General features: G+C 71.8%; 10 protein-coding genes. 4 read left to right on the top strand and 6 right to left on the bottom strand.

Annotated elements, in window-relative coordinates:
* The first annotated feature begins 24 nt into the window (after positions 1–24).
* Positions 25–483 (top strand): lamin tail domain-containing protein, encoded by a 459-nt coding sequence (locus tag ACIPSJ_RS15775; RefSeq protein ID WP_359216109.1) that lies wholly within the window; start codon positions 25–27, stop codon positions 481–483.
* A 4-nt stretch (positions 484–487) separates the two neighbouring features.
* Here ACIPSJ_RS15775 and ACIPSJ_RS15770 read toward each other — a convergent pair whose 3' ends face one another.
* Both ACIPSJ_RS15770 and ACIPSJ_RS15765 read right to left on the bottom strand, forming a co-directional pair.
* Positions 488–2440, bottom strand: a complete 1953-nt coding sequence (locus ACIPSJ_RS15770) for an acyl-CoA dehydrogenase family protein (RefSeq protein ID WP_401346144.1) — start codon at positions 2438–2440, stop codon at positions 488–490.
* A 146-nt stretch (positions 2441–2586) separates the two neighbouring features.
* Positions 2587–3396, bottom strand: a complete 810-nt coding sequence (locus tag ACIPSJ_RS15765; protein ID WP_401346142.1) for an endo-1,4-beta-glucanase — start codon at positions 3394–3396, stop codon at positions 2587–2589.
* A 232-nt stretch (positions 3397–3628) separates the two neighbouring features.
* On the opposite strand from ACIPSJ_RS15765, the gene ACIPSJ_RS15760 reads away from it, so the two are divergent.
* From ACIPSJ_RS15760 to ACIPSJ_RS15750, 3 genes are all read left to right on the top strand, one after another.
* Entirely contained in the window at positions 3629–4642 is a 1014-nt protein-coding gene (locus ACIPSJ_RS15760) for a LacI family DNA-binding transcriptional regulator (protein ID WP_359216100.1), read from the top strand.
* Between the two features lie 102 nt (positions 4643–4744).
* Positions 4745–6802 (top strand): TIM-barrel domain-containing protein, encoded by a 2058-nt coding sequence (locus ACIPSJ_RS15755; RefSeq protein ID WP_401346138.1) that lies wholly within the window; start codon positions 4745–4747, stop codon positions 6800–6802.
* 116 nt (positions 6803–6918) lie between these two features.
* On the top strand, positions 6919–8118 hold the full coding sequence (locus ACIPSJ_RS15750) for a sulfotransferase family protein (RefSeq protein WP_401346136.1): 1200 nt from the start codon (positions 6919–6921) through the stop codon (positions 8116–8118).
* 109 nt (positions 8119–8227) lie between these two features.
* Here ACIPSJ_RS15750 and ACIPSJ_RS15745 read toward each other — a convergent pair whose 3' ends face one another.
* From ACIPSJ_RS15745 to ACIPSJ_RS15730, 4 genes are read right to left on the bottom strand one after another with little or no spacing between them, the layout of a single operon-like run.
* Positions 8228–8941, bottom strand: a complete 714-nt coding sequence (locus tag ACIPSJ_RS15745) for a GH12 family glycosyl hydrolase domain-containing protein (protein ID WP_359216092.1) — start codon at positions 8939–8941, stop codon at positions 8228–8230.
* Between the two features lie 35 nt (positions 8942–8976).
* Positions 8977–11178: a glycosyl hydrolase family 95 catalytic domain-containing protein gene (locus tag ACIPSJ_RS15740; RefSeq protein WP_401346133.1), complete on the bottom strand. Its 2202-nt coding sequence runs from the start codon at positions 11176–11178 to the stop codon at positions 8977–8979.
* Positions 11175–13181 (bottom strand): beta-galactosidase, encoded by a 2007-nt coding sequence (locus ACIPSJ_RS15735; RefSeq protein WP_401346130.1) that lies wholly within the window; start codon positions 13179–13181, stop codon positions 11175–11177. The genes ACIPSJ_RS15740 and ACIPSJ_RS15735 overlap by 4 nt, the downstream gene beginning before the upstream one ends.
* Positions 13178–15370, bottom strand: coding sequence for a 1,4-beta-glucanase (locus ACIPSJ_RS15730; protein ID WP_401346128.1), 2193 nt, complete (start codon positions 15368–15370; stop codon positions 13178–13180). The genes ACIPSJ_RS15735 and ACIPSJ_RS15730 overlap by 4 nt, the downstream gene beginning before the upstream one ends.
* Between the last annotated feature and the right edge of the window lie 290 nt (positions 15371–15660).

The following is a 15660-nucleotide window of genomic DNA, read 5'->3' as shown; positions in this document are numbered from 1 at the left end:
TCCGGATCCAGGGGGGATCTCTCCATGCGTACTGTGCGCATACGCGCTGCCCTGCCCGCGCTCGCGGGGGCCGCGCTGCTCACCGGCACCGTGCTCAGCACCCCGGCCCAGGCCGCCGGCGGTGTGACCGTCTACCACGTCTGGTTCGACAGCCCGGGCAGCGACGACCGCTCCAACGGGAGCCTCAACGCCGAGTGGGTGCAGATCAAGAACACGAGCGGCTCGGCCGTCTCGCTCAAGGGCTGGGTCCTGAAGGACGTCTCCAACCACCGGTACGTGTTCAAGGACGTGAAGATCGGCGCCCACAAGACGATGAAGGTGCACACCGGCCGGGGCACGGACACCGCGTCGAACAAGTTCCAGAACCGCCGTGCCTACGTGTGGAACAACACCAGCGACACGGCGACGCTGACCAAGGCGAGTGGCACCAAGGTCGACTCCTGCTCCTGGACGACGCGGGATCCGAGCGACAAGTACTGCTGAATCGCTACTTCAGCGGACGGCGGACGTTCTCCCGGGTGGCCGGACCGGGCGTCGCGTCGGCGATCCACGGGCCCTCGCCCGACGGGTCGACGACGCCCCGCTCCAGCCACTCGAAGGAGCCGCCGAGCACGCCCTTGACGACCTTGCGGTCCAGGTCGTCGGTGTTGGACCAGAGGCGGGTGAACAGCTCGTCGACGCGGATGCGGGCCTGCCGGCAGAACGCGTCGGCGAGCTGGTAGGCCTCGCGTCCGTGGTCGCCCTGGCGGCGCAGCAGTTCGGCGCGGACACAGGCCGCGCTCATCGCGAACAGCTCGGCGCCGATGTCCACGATCCGGCCGAGGAAGCCCTGCTTGGTCTCCATCCGGCCCTGCCAGCGGGACATGGCGTAGAAGGTGGAGCGGGCCAGCTTGCGGGAGTGGCGTTCCACGTAGCGCAGATGCGGGGAGAGGTCCACGCCGTGCTTGAAGTCGCCGTACGACGTGGGGAGCTGACCCGGGCCCGCGACCAGCTTCGGCAGCCACTTGGCGTAGAAGACGCCCGCGTTCGCGCCCGCCTTCGCCTTGTCCTGGAGGGACTTGTCGGGGTCGATGAGGTCGCCGGCGACGGAGAGGTGGGCGTCGACGGCCTCGCGCGCGATCAGCAGGTGCATGATCTCCGTGGAGCCCTCGAAGATCCGGTTGATCCGCAGGTCGCGCAGGAGCTGCTCGGCGGGGACGGCGCGTTCGCCGCGCGCCGCCAGGGACTCCGCCGTCTCGAAGCCCCGGCCGCCGCGGATCTGGACCAGCTCGTCCGCCATCAGGCAGCCCATCTCGGAGCCGTAGAGCTTGGCGAGGGCGGCCTCGATCCGGATGTCGTTGCGGTTCTCGTCGGCCATCTGGGAGGACAGGTCGACGACCGCCTCCAGCGCGAAGGTGGTGGCCGCGATGAAGCTGATCTTGGAGCCGACCGCCTCGTGCAGCGCGACCGGCCTGCCCCACTGCTCACGGACCGCCGACCACTCCCGGGCGATCTTCAGGCACCACTTGCCGGCGCCCACGCACATCGCGGGCAGCGAGAGCCGGCCGGTGTTGAGGGTGGTGAGCGCGATCTTGAGGCCCGCGCCCTCGGGGCCGATGCGGTTCGCGGCCGGGACCCGGACCTGGTGGAAGCGGGTGACGCCGTTCTCGAGGCCGCGCAGGCCCATGAAGGCGTTGCGGTTCTCGACGGTGATGCCCTCGGAGTCCGCCTCGACCACGAAGGCCGTGATGCCCCCCTTGCCGTCCTTGCCGTCCTTGCCGTCCTCGGACTTCGGGACCCGGGCCATGACCACGAGCAGGTCGGCGACCACGCCGTTGGTGGTCCACAGCTTCACGCCGTCGAGGACGTAGTCGTCCCCGTCGCGTACGGCCGTGGTCGCCAGGCGCGCCGGGTCCGAGCCGACGTCCGGCTCGGTGAGCAGGAACGCCGAGATGTCGGTGCGGGCGCAGCGGGGCAGGAAGGCGTCCTTCTGCTCCTGGGTGCCGAAGATCTTCAGCGGCTGCGGGACGCCGATCGACTGGTGCGCGGAGAGCAGCGCGCCGACCGCCGGGTTGGCCGAGCCGACCAGGGCGAGGGCCTTGTTGTAGTAGACCTGGGTGAGGCCGAGGCCGCCGTACTTGGTGTCGATCTTCATGCCGAGGGCGCCGATCTCCTTGAGACCGGCGATGACCTCGTCCGGGATGCGCGCGTCGCGCTCGATGAGCGCCGAGTCGATCTTCGTCTCGCAGAACTCACGCAGCCGGCCGAGGAACTCCTCGCCGCGCTGTACGTCCTCGTCCGCCGGGAGCGGATGAGGGTGGATGAGGTCGAGCCGGAAGCGCCCGAGGAACAGTTCCTTGGCGAAACTGGGCTTGCGCCAGTCCTGTTCCCGGGCGGCCTCCGCCACCTGGCGGGCCTCCCGCTCGGTGACGGTGGGTTTCTTGGTGGTGGGGGCGGACATTGAGGCTCACCTCGCCGCGAAAGGGGACGTTGACGACCGTTCGTTACCGACCAGTGCTACTGGATCGTTGGTACCCGAAACGGGCCGCCCCCACCAGTCCTCGCGGTCCGATCGGAGGACGGACCGGCCATCGCGAGGGGGACCGCTCAGCCGATGTCGACGGAGTACGCCGTGGTGTCCAGCCGCCCGGAGCCCTTGAAGACCTCGCTGCCGGACTCGATGCCGGAGACGTACTTGTCGTCGCTCAGCAGCTTGCGGCGGACCAGGGCCTGGGTGAAGTCGTCCAGGTTCAGCGTGGCGCCGGTGGTGTTGGCGCGGCGGACGAAGGAGTAGACCTTCCAGCCGATGTCGCCCTGGTAGATGTCCCACATCGCGCCGCCGAGGCTGACGCTGCCGTACTTGGTGCCCAGCGGTCCGGCGCCGCCCTGGCGGTTGAGCCAGATCATGATCTCGTCGGTGGGCCGGTCCTGCCAGTCCGCATTGCTCTTGTCGTGCAGCCACAGGTCGTAGGCCACGTTCATGGTGCCCGGGTTCGAGCTGAGGGTGAAGTTCCACTTGGCGGTGACCTTCTTGCGGTCGCCGACCCGCAGCGGCAGCCCGGTGGTCGCCCTGTCGACCTTCCAGCCCCAGTGCCAGCCGAGGACCGTACTGGCGTACGACTTCACGTCCGAGTCGGTGCCCTTGCTGTTGTTCGCCCAGGTGTACGACGTCCCCCAGGAGATCGTCGAGCCCGACCGGGAGTTGTCCCAGACGCACTGGCTGCCGGTGCCCTTGTCCTGGCCCCAGAGGTTGTTGTTGACGTAGTACTTGCCGAGCGTGACGGTGTCGAAGGCGGTGCACTTCTTGCCCGACTCGCCGGCCTGCGCCACGCCGACGCCCACGGCGGCCGCGAGCGCGACCGCCGCCGAGAGGAGCGTCTTCGCCTTCTTCGACAGGCGTGGTCTGCGGTGTTGCATCGGGGGGTCCTTCCGGGGGACGGTTCGGGTACGACCCGTCTGACGGCCGTACGACCTGTTTGTGGCCGCCGCCCTCCCGAAAGGTTGCCGAGAGCGGCCCGTGAATTGGGTGTCGAAGCGCTTCGACAGCCTATGGACACCCACCCCCACTGAAGCTACTGTCGATACACCCTCACTCGCCCTTGTCAGCAATGCGCACTGTCGAAGCGCTTCACAAAGCTTGGAGAGCTGGATGGTCACCCTCGCCGAGGTCGCCCAGCACGCCGGAGTCTCGGCGAGCACGGTGAGCTATGTCCTCAGCGGCAAGCGGTCCATCTCCACCACCACCCGGCAGCGGGTCGAGCAGAGCATCCGGGAGCTGGGCTACCACCCGAACGCGGGGGCCCGCGCCCTGGCCAGCAGCCGGTCGAACATCATCGCGCTGATGATCCCGCTGCGTACGGACATGTACGTGCCGGTGATGATGGAGATCGCGATCGCGGTGGCCACCACGGCCCGCATCCACGGCTACGACGTCCTGCTGCTCACGGGCGAGGAGGGCCCGGACGCGGTCCGCCGGGTCACCGGCAGCGGACTGGCCGACGCCATGATCCTGATGGACGTGGAACTGGAGGACGAGCGGCTGCCGCTGCTGCGTCAGACCGACCAGCCTTCCGTGCTCATCGGGCTGCCCGCCTCCACCTCCGGGCTGACCTGCGTCGATCTCGACTTCGGGGCGACCGGCGCGCTCTGTGTGGAGCACCTGGCGAAGCTCGGTCACCGTGACATCGCTGTCATCGGCGAGGCCCCCGCGGTCTACGAGCGGCACACCGGCTTCGCCGAGCGCACCCTCGACGGACTGCGGTCCCGGGCCCGGGAGCTGGGCCTTCGGGTGCTGCACCGGCCGTGCGAGGGCGGGTACGACGCGATGGCCGCCACCCTGGCCCGGGTCTTCGACGAGCGCCCGGGCACCACGGGCTTCGTCGTCCAGAACGAGTCCGCGGTGGAGCCGCTGCTCGCGCTGTTGCGCCAGCAGGGCCGGGCCGTGCCCGAGGACGTGTCGGTGGTCGCGATCTGCCCGGACCAGGTCGCCGTCCAGGCCTCGGTGCGGCTGACCTCGGTCGCCATCCCCGCCCAGGAGATGGGCCGGTACGCCGTGGAGCACCTGGTCGCCAAGCTGGACGGCCGGGGCGGTGACGAAGTCGTCCTGATCACACCCGAGTTGACGGTACGGGCGAGCACGGGACCGGCGCCGGCCGGCTCCTGAACCCTTCCCCTTCCGGCTCGGCCGCAGTGCCCTGCCCTGCCGGGGCACCCCCTGCCCCGGCCAGGGCACCCCCCTGTCTGCACTCCTCCAGGAGCACGTGACATGAATCAGCCTGCCGAAAACCAGCACGCGGACACCCAGCCCAAGGTCAGCCTGGCGCAGTCCTCCCCCACCGTCGGCACCTTCCGGGAGCGGGACGGTGCCCTGGAGTGGAGCGGCCGTCAGGAGACGCTGCGGATCGAGCCGTGGGGGCCGGACGCGGTCCGGGTGCGGGCCCGGCTCGGCGGCCCGGTCCTCGACGGCCTGCCGGGCGCCCTGCTCGACGGGCGTCCAGCCACCGAGTCGGCCGTCAAGGTCACCGACGGCGAGGGACGGCTGACGGTCGGCGGCCTGACCGTCGAGGTCTCCGCCGAGGGCCTGGTCCGCTTCCTGCGCACGGACGACGGCTCCGAGGTGCTGGCCGAGGAGCGCGCCCACTTCTGGTGGCCGGGCTCCCGCCTCTACACCGCCGTCGGCAACGGCCACCACCGTCTTGAGCAGCGGTTCGCCGCCTACGAGGGCGAGAAGCTGTTCGGCCTGGGCCAGCACCAGCACGGCCGCCTGGACCAGAAGGGCCTGGTCCTGGACCTGATCCAGCGCAACGCCGAGGTCTCGATCCCGGTACTGGTCTCCAGCCGCGGCTACACCCTGCTCTGGAACAACCCGGCGATCGGCCGCGTGGAACTGGCCGGCAACGGCACCCGCTGGGTGGCGGACTCGGCGCGCCAGCTCGACTACTGGATCACGGTGGGCACTCCGGCCGACGGCCAGCGCAACTACAGCGCGGTGAGCGGCCGTTCGCCGATGCTGCCGCAGTGGGCGGCGGGCTTCTGGCAGTGCAAGCTGCGCTACCGCACCCAGGACGAACTCCTCTCCGTGGCCCGGGAGTACAAGCGCCGGGGTCTGCCCATCTCGGCGATCGTCTGCGACTTCTTCCACTGGACCCACCTGGGCGACTGGAAGTTCGACCCGAAGGAGTGGCCCGACCCGGCCGCGATGGTCCGCGAGCTGGAGGAGCTGGGCATCAAGCTGGTGGTGAGCGTCTGGCCGTCGGTCTCCCCGCTGTCCGAGAACCACCCGGTGATGGAACAGCGCGGCTACCTCATCGGCACCCAGTACGGCCCGATGGCGCACGCCGACTGGCCGGACAAGGGGGTGGCGTCGACCGTCCAGGTGGCCTTCTACGACGCCACCAACCCGGACGCCCGTGACTTCCTGTGGGCGAGGATCAAGGAGAACTACCTCGACCCGTACGGCATCACCGCCTTCTGGCTGGACGCCTGCGAACCCGAGCTGAAGCCCGGTTTCCAGGAGAACCTGCGCTACTGGACCGGCCCGGGCCTGGAGGTGGGCAACAGCTACCCCGCCGAGAACGCCCGCACCTTCTACGAGGGGCTGCGCGCGCACGGCGAGGAGGAGATCGTCACCCTCAACCGCTCGGCGTGGGCGGGCAGTCAGCGCTACGGCGCCGCCGTCTGGTCCGGTGACATCCCGACCGACTTCGCCTCCCTGCGCCGCCAGATAGCGGCCGGTCTCAACACGGCCCTGTCCGGCATCCCCTGGTGGAACACGGACATCGGCGGCTTCCACGGGGGCGACCCGGACGACCCGGCGTACCGGGAGGTGATGGTCCGCTGGTTCCAGTTCGGCGCGCTGTCCCCGCTGATGCGCCTGCACGGCTTCCGGGACCCGGGCATGCCGCTGGGCCCCGACATGACCGGCGGCCCCAACGAGGTGTGGTCGTACGGCGAGGCGGCCGGCGCGATCCTGGAGAAGTACCTGCGGCTGCGCGAACGCCTCAAGCCGTACGTCCTGGAGGTCATGCGGGAGGCCCACGAGGAGGGCCTGCCGGTACTGCGGCCGCTGTTCCTGGAGTTCCCCGAGGACCAGACGGCCTGGACCGTGGACGACGCCTACCTGTTCGGCCGGGACCTCCTGGTGGCGCCGGTCCTGACGGCGGGCGCCACGGCCCGGACGACGTATCTGCCGGCGGGCGCCCGGTGGACGGACGCGTGGACGGGCGAGTCGTACCCGGGCGGTACGGCGGTGACGGTGGACGCGCCGCTGGATCGTATTCCGCTGTTCCTCCGGGACGGGGCGGAACTGCCGGTGACGGAGTAGCTCCGGCCAGTTGTCGTTACCAGCCGGTAAATGTCTCGACTCGGCGGTGTGGTCGGGCAGTTGGAGGGGGTAGTCAGTATCCCCTCCCCTGTCCCCCCACGAAGGGTTCCGTCACCGTGCCCGCTGCCGCGTCCTCAGGACCGCTCTCCCTCACGCTCGCGAACCTGCTCCTGCGGCCCTCCGCCCGCTCCCGCCGCACCCCGGACCGGGCCTTCGACCGCCTGCTCGACACCGCCGGGCAGGCGGCGGGCGACGAGCGGTTCACCGACGACTTCCGTCACCTGCTGCGATGTTGGTCCGGGGCCGAACACCTCACCCCGGTCGGCTGGCTGTCCGCGCGCGGGCACGTCGGCCGCCATCTGGCCAACCGCGCCCGGATCCGCCGGCTGCTCGCCGAGCACCCCGCCATCGAGCGGGAGCCCGTCGAGCGGCCGGTGTTCGTGGTGGGCCTGCCCCGTACCGCCACCACGCTCACGCACGGCGTGCTGTCCCTCTCCGCGGACCACCGCTGCCCGCTGCTCTGGGAGTTACTGACCCCCGGCCTCGAACCCGACGCGGCGGAACGGGAGAAGGCGATCGCGACCGCCCGCCGTCTGGTCGGCGGGATCAACCTGTTCGCCCCGCGCTTCCGGCACATCCACGCGCTGCGCCCCGAGGGCCCGGAGGAGTGCACCTTCGCGCTGCCGCACACGGTGATGCCGCTGTCCCAGGCGGTGATCCCGGAGTACCTGCCCTGGCACGAGGCCCATGACTTCGGGCCCGACTACCGCTACCTCAAGCAGATCTACCAGGTGCTCCAGTACGGCCGTCCGCGCCGCCGCTGGGTGCTGAAGTCCCCGCTGCACCTGGAGAACCTGGACGCGCTGCGCGCGGTCTTCCCGGACGCCACGATCGTGTGGACGCACCGCGATCCGGCCACCGCCGTGGCCTCGTTCTGCAGCCTGGTCGAGCACGGCATGGCGGTCAACACCCGCCCCCTGGACCTGGACCGGATCGGTGCCACCTGGCTGGAGCTGCTGGCCCGCTCCGCCGCCCGCGGCCTCGCCGCCCGCGCCCGCGTCCCCCGCGAGTCCCTCGTCGACGTGCCGTACTCCTGGCTGGGCGCCGACCCGGCGGCGGGCGCCCCGAAGCTCTACGCGGCCGTCGGCGCCCGCTGGACCGAGTCCGACGCGGCCCGCCTCCCCGCGGTCACCGCCCGCCCCCGGGGCACCCGCGTCCACTCCTACGACCTGGCCCGCTACGGCCTGACCCGCGCGGACGTCGACACGGCCTTCGCCGACTACAACGCGCTGCGCGCCGAGGTCGACCGAGCGTGACCGCGCAAAGGGCCGCGTAAGGGACCGCGGAAGGGACCCGCGCAAAGGACCGCGTGAAGGACCGCGTGAAGGGCCGGCCCCGCACCGCACGCGGGGCCGGCCCGGTCGCTCAACTGCTGCTGACGCTCTCGCTGTTGACGGCGAAGTCCAGCCCGCCGGAGGAGGACGTGATCTCGAAGCCGAACTGGAAGTCACCGATGGTGACGTTCCCGAACCAGCCCTTGGTGTCCTTGATCCACTTGAGGATCGGCAGGACGTTGACGGTGCCGGAGGACGAGTTCGAGGTGCGCACGAACGAGAAGACGTCGTTGGAGCCGTTGTTGCCCTTGTACACGGTCCAGGTGTGGCCGCCCAGGGTCAGCGTGCCCTGCGAGGTGCCGAGCGGGCCGACGGCGCCCGTGTAGTTCATCCAGAGCATGATCTCGTACTTGTAGCCCGTGTCCCAGATGTCGTACGACGTGTTGTACGCGCCGGACGACGGGACCGTGACGTTGTAGCTGCTGGTGAGCGCGGAGAGCGAGGTGATCGACTTGCTGATCACCGCCTTGGCGTTGGGGTAGGACTTGATGCCGCCGGTGTTGGGGTGGTTGGCCCAGACCCCCCAGTTGGTGCCGGAGTTGGCCCAGATGCACTGGCTGCCGGCGCCGGAGCCCCAGATGTTGTTGTAGAGGGTGTAGCCGTTCAGCGTGGTGTTGCCCCACTGGTCGCAGGAGCTCCAGACGGCGGCCGAGGCGGGGGCCGAGGCGAGACCGACGGTGGCGCCGAGGGCGAGCGCGGGGGCGATCAGGGCCTTGGCGACCCTGCGATACGTGCGTGTTGCCATGGTGTCCCTTCCATGGGTGGGGGGAGGTGCGGTGGTTACCACGTCCCCAGGGTGAGGACGTGGTCTTCTCCGGCGACGAGGTCGAGCGGCCGACCGCCGGAGGAAGTCCACAGGCCGATACGGAGCGTCCGGTGCGGCTTCAGGACGGCTCGCGCACCGTCGGGGGTCCAGGAGAGGTCGAGTACGGCTCCGAAGCGGGTGCGGATGCCGTGCAGCCGGCCTTCGGGCAGCGCCCGCGGCCGCGCGGGGAACAGGACCAGGCGGTCCGGGGTGGACTGGACGAGGGCCTCGATCAGCACGGCGGGCAGGGTGTGCGCGGCGTCGGCGTTGTAGACGTCGAGGTCCGGGTAGTGGGAGCTCATCAGGGAGGCGTGGAAGAAGTCGCCGTCCAGGACCCGGGCGAGGGCGGCGGCGACCCGTTCGCCGTCCCGCAGCCGGGCCGCGACGAGCGCGTGGTGGAGGTGCCCGTGCGCCGAGTCGTTCTCGGCGCCGCGCAGTTCGAGCGCGCGGTGCGCGGCCGCCGCGAGGTCCGGGGTGTCGTACGGGGTGATCTCGTCGAGCGGCCAGACGCCGTAGAGGTGGCTCAGGTGGCGGTGGTCGTAGCTGTCGTCGAGCCCCGGCCAGGCCCATTCGGCGAGCGCCCCGTCGGCGTTGACACGGTGTGCGGGCAGCCGGTCGGCGAGGGCGCGCCAGCGGTCGGCGTCCGGGCCCGGGTGGTAGTCGGCGGCCGTACGCAGGGCGTGCCGGGCGGCCGAGAGGTCCATCGCCGCGTTGACCGCGCCCCAGCTGCCCTGCGCGGGCCGGTTCTCGGGCGAGTAGGAGGGGACGACCACGATCCGCCCGTCGGCGTCGGTCCGGGTCAGGAAGTCCTCGTAGAACACGGCGACCTCGGCGAGCACGGCCGCCGTGCGCGGGTCGCGCTCGCCGCGGATCTCGTCGTGCTCGACGAGCGGCTTGAGCAGCCAGTCGGCACCGGCGGTCCACAGGTGCAGGGGGTACTCGCGGCTGAAGTGGTACGACAGCCCGGACTCCCCGTCGCTGTGCGCGGGTGCGACCACGCCCCGGGCGCCGAACACCGCGCGGGCGTTCTCCCGCCAGTCGGCCACCTGACGATGGATCAGGGACGCCTGTGCCTCGGTGACTTCGGGCAGGTCGGCCGTGGCCGCCGAGGCGGTCTGGAGATTGACGTTGGCGTCGTTGGTGAAGGCGCCGGACCAGGCGGTGTCCCAGTCGCCGGTCCACAGCCCGGTCAGGCGGGGCGGGTTGAGGCCGGAGGCGGAGAGCAGGTGGTAGCGGCCGGCGGCGAAGAGCCGTTCCAGCAGGGCGGCCTTCGACGGCTGCTTGATCAACTCGGAGCCGGGGAGCGCGCGTTCGGCCGGATCGGCGGCCAGGTCGAGGGTGACACGGGTGTAGGCGGTGCGGTGCAGGTCGAGGTGGCGGGCGAGGAGGGTGTCGTACGGCTGCCCGTCGGCGAGGAGTTCGCGCAGCTCCCGTGCCTCCGCGCTCACGTCGAGCTCGCCGGTGTGACGGCGGACCCGGGTGAGGAGGAGCACGGTGGAGGCGCCGGTGGCCCGGACACCGGGCGGGGAGAGTTCGGTGGTGCCGCCGGTGACGGCGACGAGGGTGACGCCGGTGTAGGCGCGGTCGCTGTCGGGGTAGCGGGCGCGGAGGCTGAGCAGGGCGCCCTCGGGGGTGCGGAGGGCGCCGTGGCCGACGCCCAGGGCCTGCGGGGCGCCGGGGAGCCGGTGGTCGAGGGAGATGTCGAGGTCGCCCGTGGTGGTGACCCGCTGCACGATCACGTCGTCCGCGCGGGAGACGAAGACACGGCTGGTCCAGTCGGCGGCGGTGGCGGTGACCTCGCCGGTGGTGAAGTCGACGGAGCGGCGACAGCCGTCGGCGTCGCCGGCCGCCGTGCGGCGCAGCCGGGTCTGGAAGGCCGGGTGGAAGGGCTGGACCCACTGGAGGGGGCGGCCGTCGGTGAGGCCCTCGGCGGCCTTCAGGTCCCCGGCGAGCAACCGGTCCTGGACGGCAGCGAGTTCGGCGGCCAGCCGGGGCGGACGGGCGTGTTCGCCGCCGTTCGGACGGACCAGGGTGTGATGGGTGACGATGACGCGGTCGTCGTTCGGATCACCGAACACGAGGGCGCCATGGCGGCCGTTGCCGCTCAGGAAGCCGTCCTCCCAGCGCGCGGCCGGGGCGGGCTCCCAGGTTCCGTGGACGGGGCCGGTGGTGGTCATGGCTGCTCCGGTGATCGTCGTGGCTTCAGTACCGCCACTCCGTACCGGCCGAGAACGATCTCGTCAATGACCATGGAGTCGGTGAGCAGGTCCCGGTACGCGCCGGTCACCTGGACCTTCACCGCCTCCCGCCCGTGGTGGAACAGGAACAGCAGCTCACCCCGGCGGACCGCCTCCACCCCGGTCGGCAGCCCGTCGAGCACGGGCCGGACACCCGCGCCGGCGGCGATCCGGCCGACCAGCTCCCGCAGCGCCTCCGGTTCCGGGAGCGTGGAGACGTACCAGGCCCGCCCGGTGCGCAGGACGGCCGGGAGCCCGTCGAGTTCGCCGCCCTGGTAGGCCACCGTCTCGTCGGCCCCGGGCGCGGCCTCGATCTCCTCCGACCACAGGGTCCCGCGGAAGCCCTCGCACGCGACGGTCTCCCCCGCGTCCAGCGGCCACCACTCGTGCAGGGTGCGGATGCCGAACAGCTCGCGCAGCCGCGCGTCCATGCCACCCGGGCGGATCCGGTCGTCCTCGTCGGCGACGCCGGTGAGGAAGCCGCTGACGAGGGTGCCACCGCCCCGGACATAGGCGAGGAGGTTCTCGACGGCGGTGTCGGTGAGCAGGTAGAGCTGCGGGACGACCACCAGCTTGTAGGCGGACAGGTCGTGTCCGGGATGGGCGAAGTCGGTGGTGAGGTTCGCCTCCCACAGGGCGCGGTGCCAGGCGTGCAGGACGTCGGGGAGGTCCACCTCCGTGGAGAGGCGGCCTTCGTGGGCGCCGGCCCACCAGGAGTGCCAGTCGTGGAGTACGGCGATGTCGGCGCTGATCTGACGGTCGGTCACCTCGGCGCCTATCCGTGCCAGTTCGGCGCCGAGCCGTTTGACCTCCTGGTAGGTACGGCCTTCCTCCCCCGCGTGGCTGACCATCCCGGAGTGGAACTTCTCCGCGCCCTGCCTCGACTGCCGCCACTGGAAGTAGCAGACGGCGTCCGCGCCACGGGCCACCGCCTGGAGGGACCACTGCCGGTTGAGGCCGCGGGGTTTGGGGTGGTTCACCCCGCGCCAGTTGACCGGTCCGGCGGCCTGTTCCATGAGCATCCAGGGGCCGCGCGCCTGGGAACGGGTGAGGTCGTGGACGAGGGCGCCGTGCTGCGCGCCCAGCGGGTCACGCGGATCGGGGTAGAGGTCGACGGAGACGACGTCCTCCTCGCCGGCCCAGCGCCAGGCGTCCTGGCCGATCCAGAGCGGCATGAAGTTGGTGGTCACCGGGATGTGCGGGGTGTGCCGGGCGACGATGTCCCGCTCGGCCGTGTAGCACTCCAGGAGCAGGTCGGAGGTGAAGCGGCGGAAGTCCAGCACCTGGGCGGGGTTCTTCAGGTAGTGGGCGTGGCGCGCCGGCAGGATGGCGTCCCAGGTGTCGTAGCCCTGGCTCCAGAACGCCGTTCCCCAGGCGGAGTTGAGGGCGTCCAGGGTGCCGTAGCGCTCGCGCAGCCAGCGCCGGAAGGCGGCGGCGGCCTCGTCGCCGTGGTCGAAGGTGCAGTACTCGTTGTTGATGTGCCACATGGTGAGGGCGGGGTGGCCGCCGTAGCGGGCGGCGAGGTCCTCGGTGATGGCGGCGGCGTGGCGGCGGTAGGTGGCGCTGGAGTGCGAGAAGTGCTGGCGGCCGCCCCACCACTCGGTACGGCCGTCGGCGTCCCGGGGCAGCGTGTCCGGGTGCAGCCGCCCCAGCCACGGCGGCGGGGAGGATGTCGGGGTGGCGAGGACGACGCCGATGCCGTTCTCGTGCATCAGGTCCATCAGCCGGTCCAGCCAGCCGAAGTCCCGCTCCCCCGGCCGGGGTTCCAGCTTCGCCCAGGAGAAGACACCCATGGTCACGGAGTTGACGTGCGCGGCCTTCATCAGCCGGACATCCTCCGGCCAGGTCTCCTCCGGCCACTGCTCGGGGTTGTAGTCACCGCCGAAGAGGATGCGGCCCCGGGTGGCGTCGGAGAGTCCGGGGCGTCCGGGTGCGGCCGTCACACCGGGTCTCCGTACTGGATGCCGCGTCCGTTGGTGGCGAGGTAGACCCGCCCGTACACGCGCGGGTCGCCGGTGACGGCCTGCCCGGTCCAGCCCCACTGGTGCCGGTCGTCGTTGATCCGGGTCCAGGTCGCGGCCTCGTCGTCGGATCGGTGGACGGCGGTGACGGCCTCGGTGGAGCCGACAAGGTAGATCGCCGGGTAGTCGGCGCCGGGCGCCGCCTTGCCGAAACCGAGCGTGTAGGCGGCCCAGCAGCTGCCGACCTTGGTGAAGGTCGCGCCCCCGTCGACGGACCGGTACAGCCCGTTCCACTTGACGCTCAGCCACAGGTCACCGGACCGGCCGGGCGCCGCGACCAGCTGGAACTGGCTGTCCCCGGCGGGCAGCCCGGTCGCACGCGCCGTGAACGAACGGCCACTGTCAGTGCTGGCTTGTAGCGTTCCTGTGTCGGAGTCGTACGCGTAGAAGAGCGTCGGGTCGGCCGGGTCGGCGACCGGCGTGGCGCCCTTCGGGAAGGAGGAGATCTCGGTCCAGGTGGCGCCGTTGTCGTCCGACCGGTGGGCGGGGTACTTGGTCCCGTCCCAGTGCACGAAGGACCACAGCAGCGCGCTGCCGTCGGCGTTGGTGGCGATCGGCCCCGGTGCGTCGTGGGCGAGGGAGGGCTGGGCGGCGAAGGGCGCCCAGGTCCGGCCCCCGTCGTCCGAGTAGGCGCCGTTGCCGTTGTCGCCCCAGCCGGTGCGGACCACGTACGCCGGCCTGCCCGCGGCCTGCGCGAGCCCCGTCGCCGACCCGAACACGGGGTTCGCGGCCATACCGCGGGACGGAGACGCGGTGAGCCGCTCGTGGTACATCACGCCGATGTCCCCCGAGCCGCTCAGCAGGTGTGCCTCCCCGACCGGGGGCGACACCAGCCGGACCACGGACGTCTCCTCCAGGCCTCGGACCCGCGGCGCCCAGTGGACGAGGTCGCGGGTGCCGTAGAGGGTGGCGCCGGTGCCGTACACGATGTGCCGGGAGTCGTACGGATCCACCGCCACGGCCTGGATCCACCACCCGAACTTGGGCCGGTCGCCGCCCCACTTCAGGAAGGGAGTCTCGGACACGTCGAAGACAGCGGAGTCCTTGAGGGACGTCCACGTCCGGCCGCCGTCGGTGGTCCGGTACAGGGTGTCGCCGGCCGCCCAGCGGTTGTTGGTGGAGACGACGGCGGTGCCCGGGCGGCGGGCGTCCACGGCGACCCCGCCGTAGCCGAAGGTGTCGCTGCCGCCGGGCACGGCCGGGGTGACGTCGGACCACCGTCCGCTGCCGACGGCCAGCTTGTGCACGCTTCCGTCCGCCTGGCCGTTGGGACCGGGGGCGTCCGCGTACGTCACGTACAGCTCGCGGGCGTGGCGGTCGTAGGCGGCCCGGACCGGGACCTTGGCGGCGGTGCCGGTGGGCTGCCCGGGCACGGCCTGCCAGGTCGTTCCGTCGGAGGTGCGGTACAGGGTGACGGCGCTCGCCCCGCCGTCGCCGTCCGCCCAGCCGGCGTAGACGGCACGGCCGACGGCCACGAGCAGGCTGACGCCCTGCCCGGAGGCGGTGGGGGTGGCCGGGAAGCCGGGCGCCGCCGCCCAGGTGGCCCCGCGGTCCGTCGACCTCAGCAGTCCGTCGTGCCGGGTGCCCAGCCACAGGGTGTCGCTGTCCCGGGGGTCGACGAGGAGGCGCTCCCCCATGCCCCGGCCGTCCTCGTTCGCGCCGAGCTTCACGGTGAGATCGGTCCGGGTCCAGCTGGCGCCGCGGTCCTCCGAGCGCAGGACCGCGCCGTTTCCGGCCCAGGACTGGGCGTAGGTGCCGAGCGCCAGGTAGAACCGGTCCGGGTGCGCGGGGTCGACGGCGAGCGCCTCCACCCCGAGCAGGTTCCAGTCGTCCCAGCCGAGCTGGTCGGTGAGCGGGGTCCAGCGGGCGGTCCGGTCGTCCCAGCGGTAGGCGCCGCCGATGTCGGTACGGGCGTAGGCGAGGCCGGGGGCGGCGGGGTGGAAGAGGACACCGGTGACGAATCCGGTGCCGCCGATCACCGCGTTGCGCCAGCGGTACGCCTGCGGCTGGGGCTCGGCCGCGTGGGCGGTGGCCGTGAGGGTGGGCAGGGCCGTGACGGCGGTCGCTGCTGCCGTACCGGCAAGAACGGTTCTGCGGCTCAGGGAGGGCATGGGGAACCTTCGGTGGGCGTGGGTGGGTTGGTGGTCCGGGGTGGGGGCGGGGCGGGGTGGGGACGCTTACCGGCGCCGGCAGGGTGCCGCTGCGCCCACCCGTGCCGTCCTGGGGGCACCTCCCAGGCCCTTAAGGCACTGGGGGAGGCACGCATGCCCGCAGCTGGGTGACCTTGCAACGGGCGGCGCGGATTCCTACCCAGGGGCGCTGGGGGTCCCCCCGGCCGAAGGCTGGGGGAGGAACTGCGCGACCAGCCCCAACGCACCCGCAGCCGCCGACGCTCCCCGCC

The organism is Streptomyces sp. NPDC090088 (genome assembly GCF_044747345.1).
Taxonomy (GTDB): Bacteria; Actinomycetota; Actinomycetes; order Streptomycetales; family Streptomycetaceae; genus Streptomyces.
Note: the sequence above shows the minus strand (reverse complement) of the source record. Positions and strands in the feature narration are given on the sequence as shown.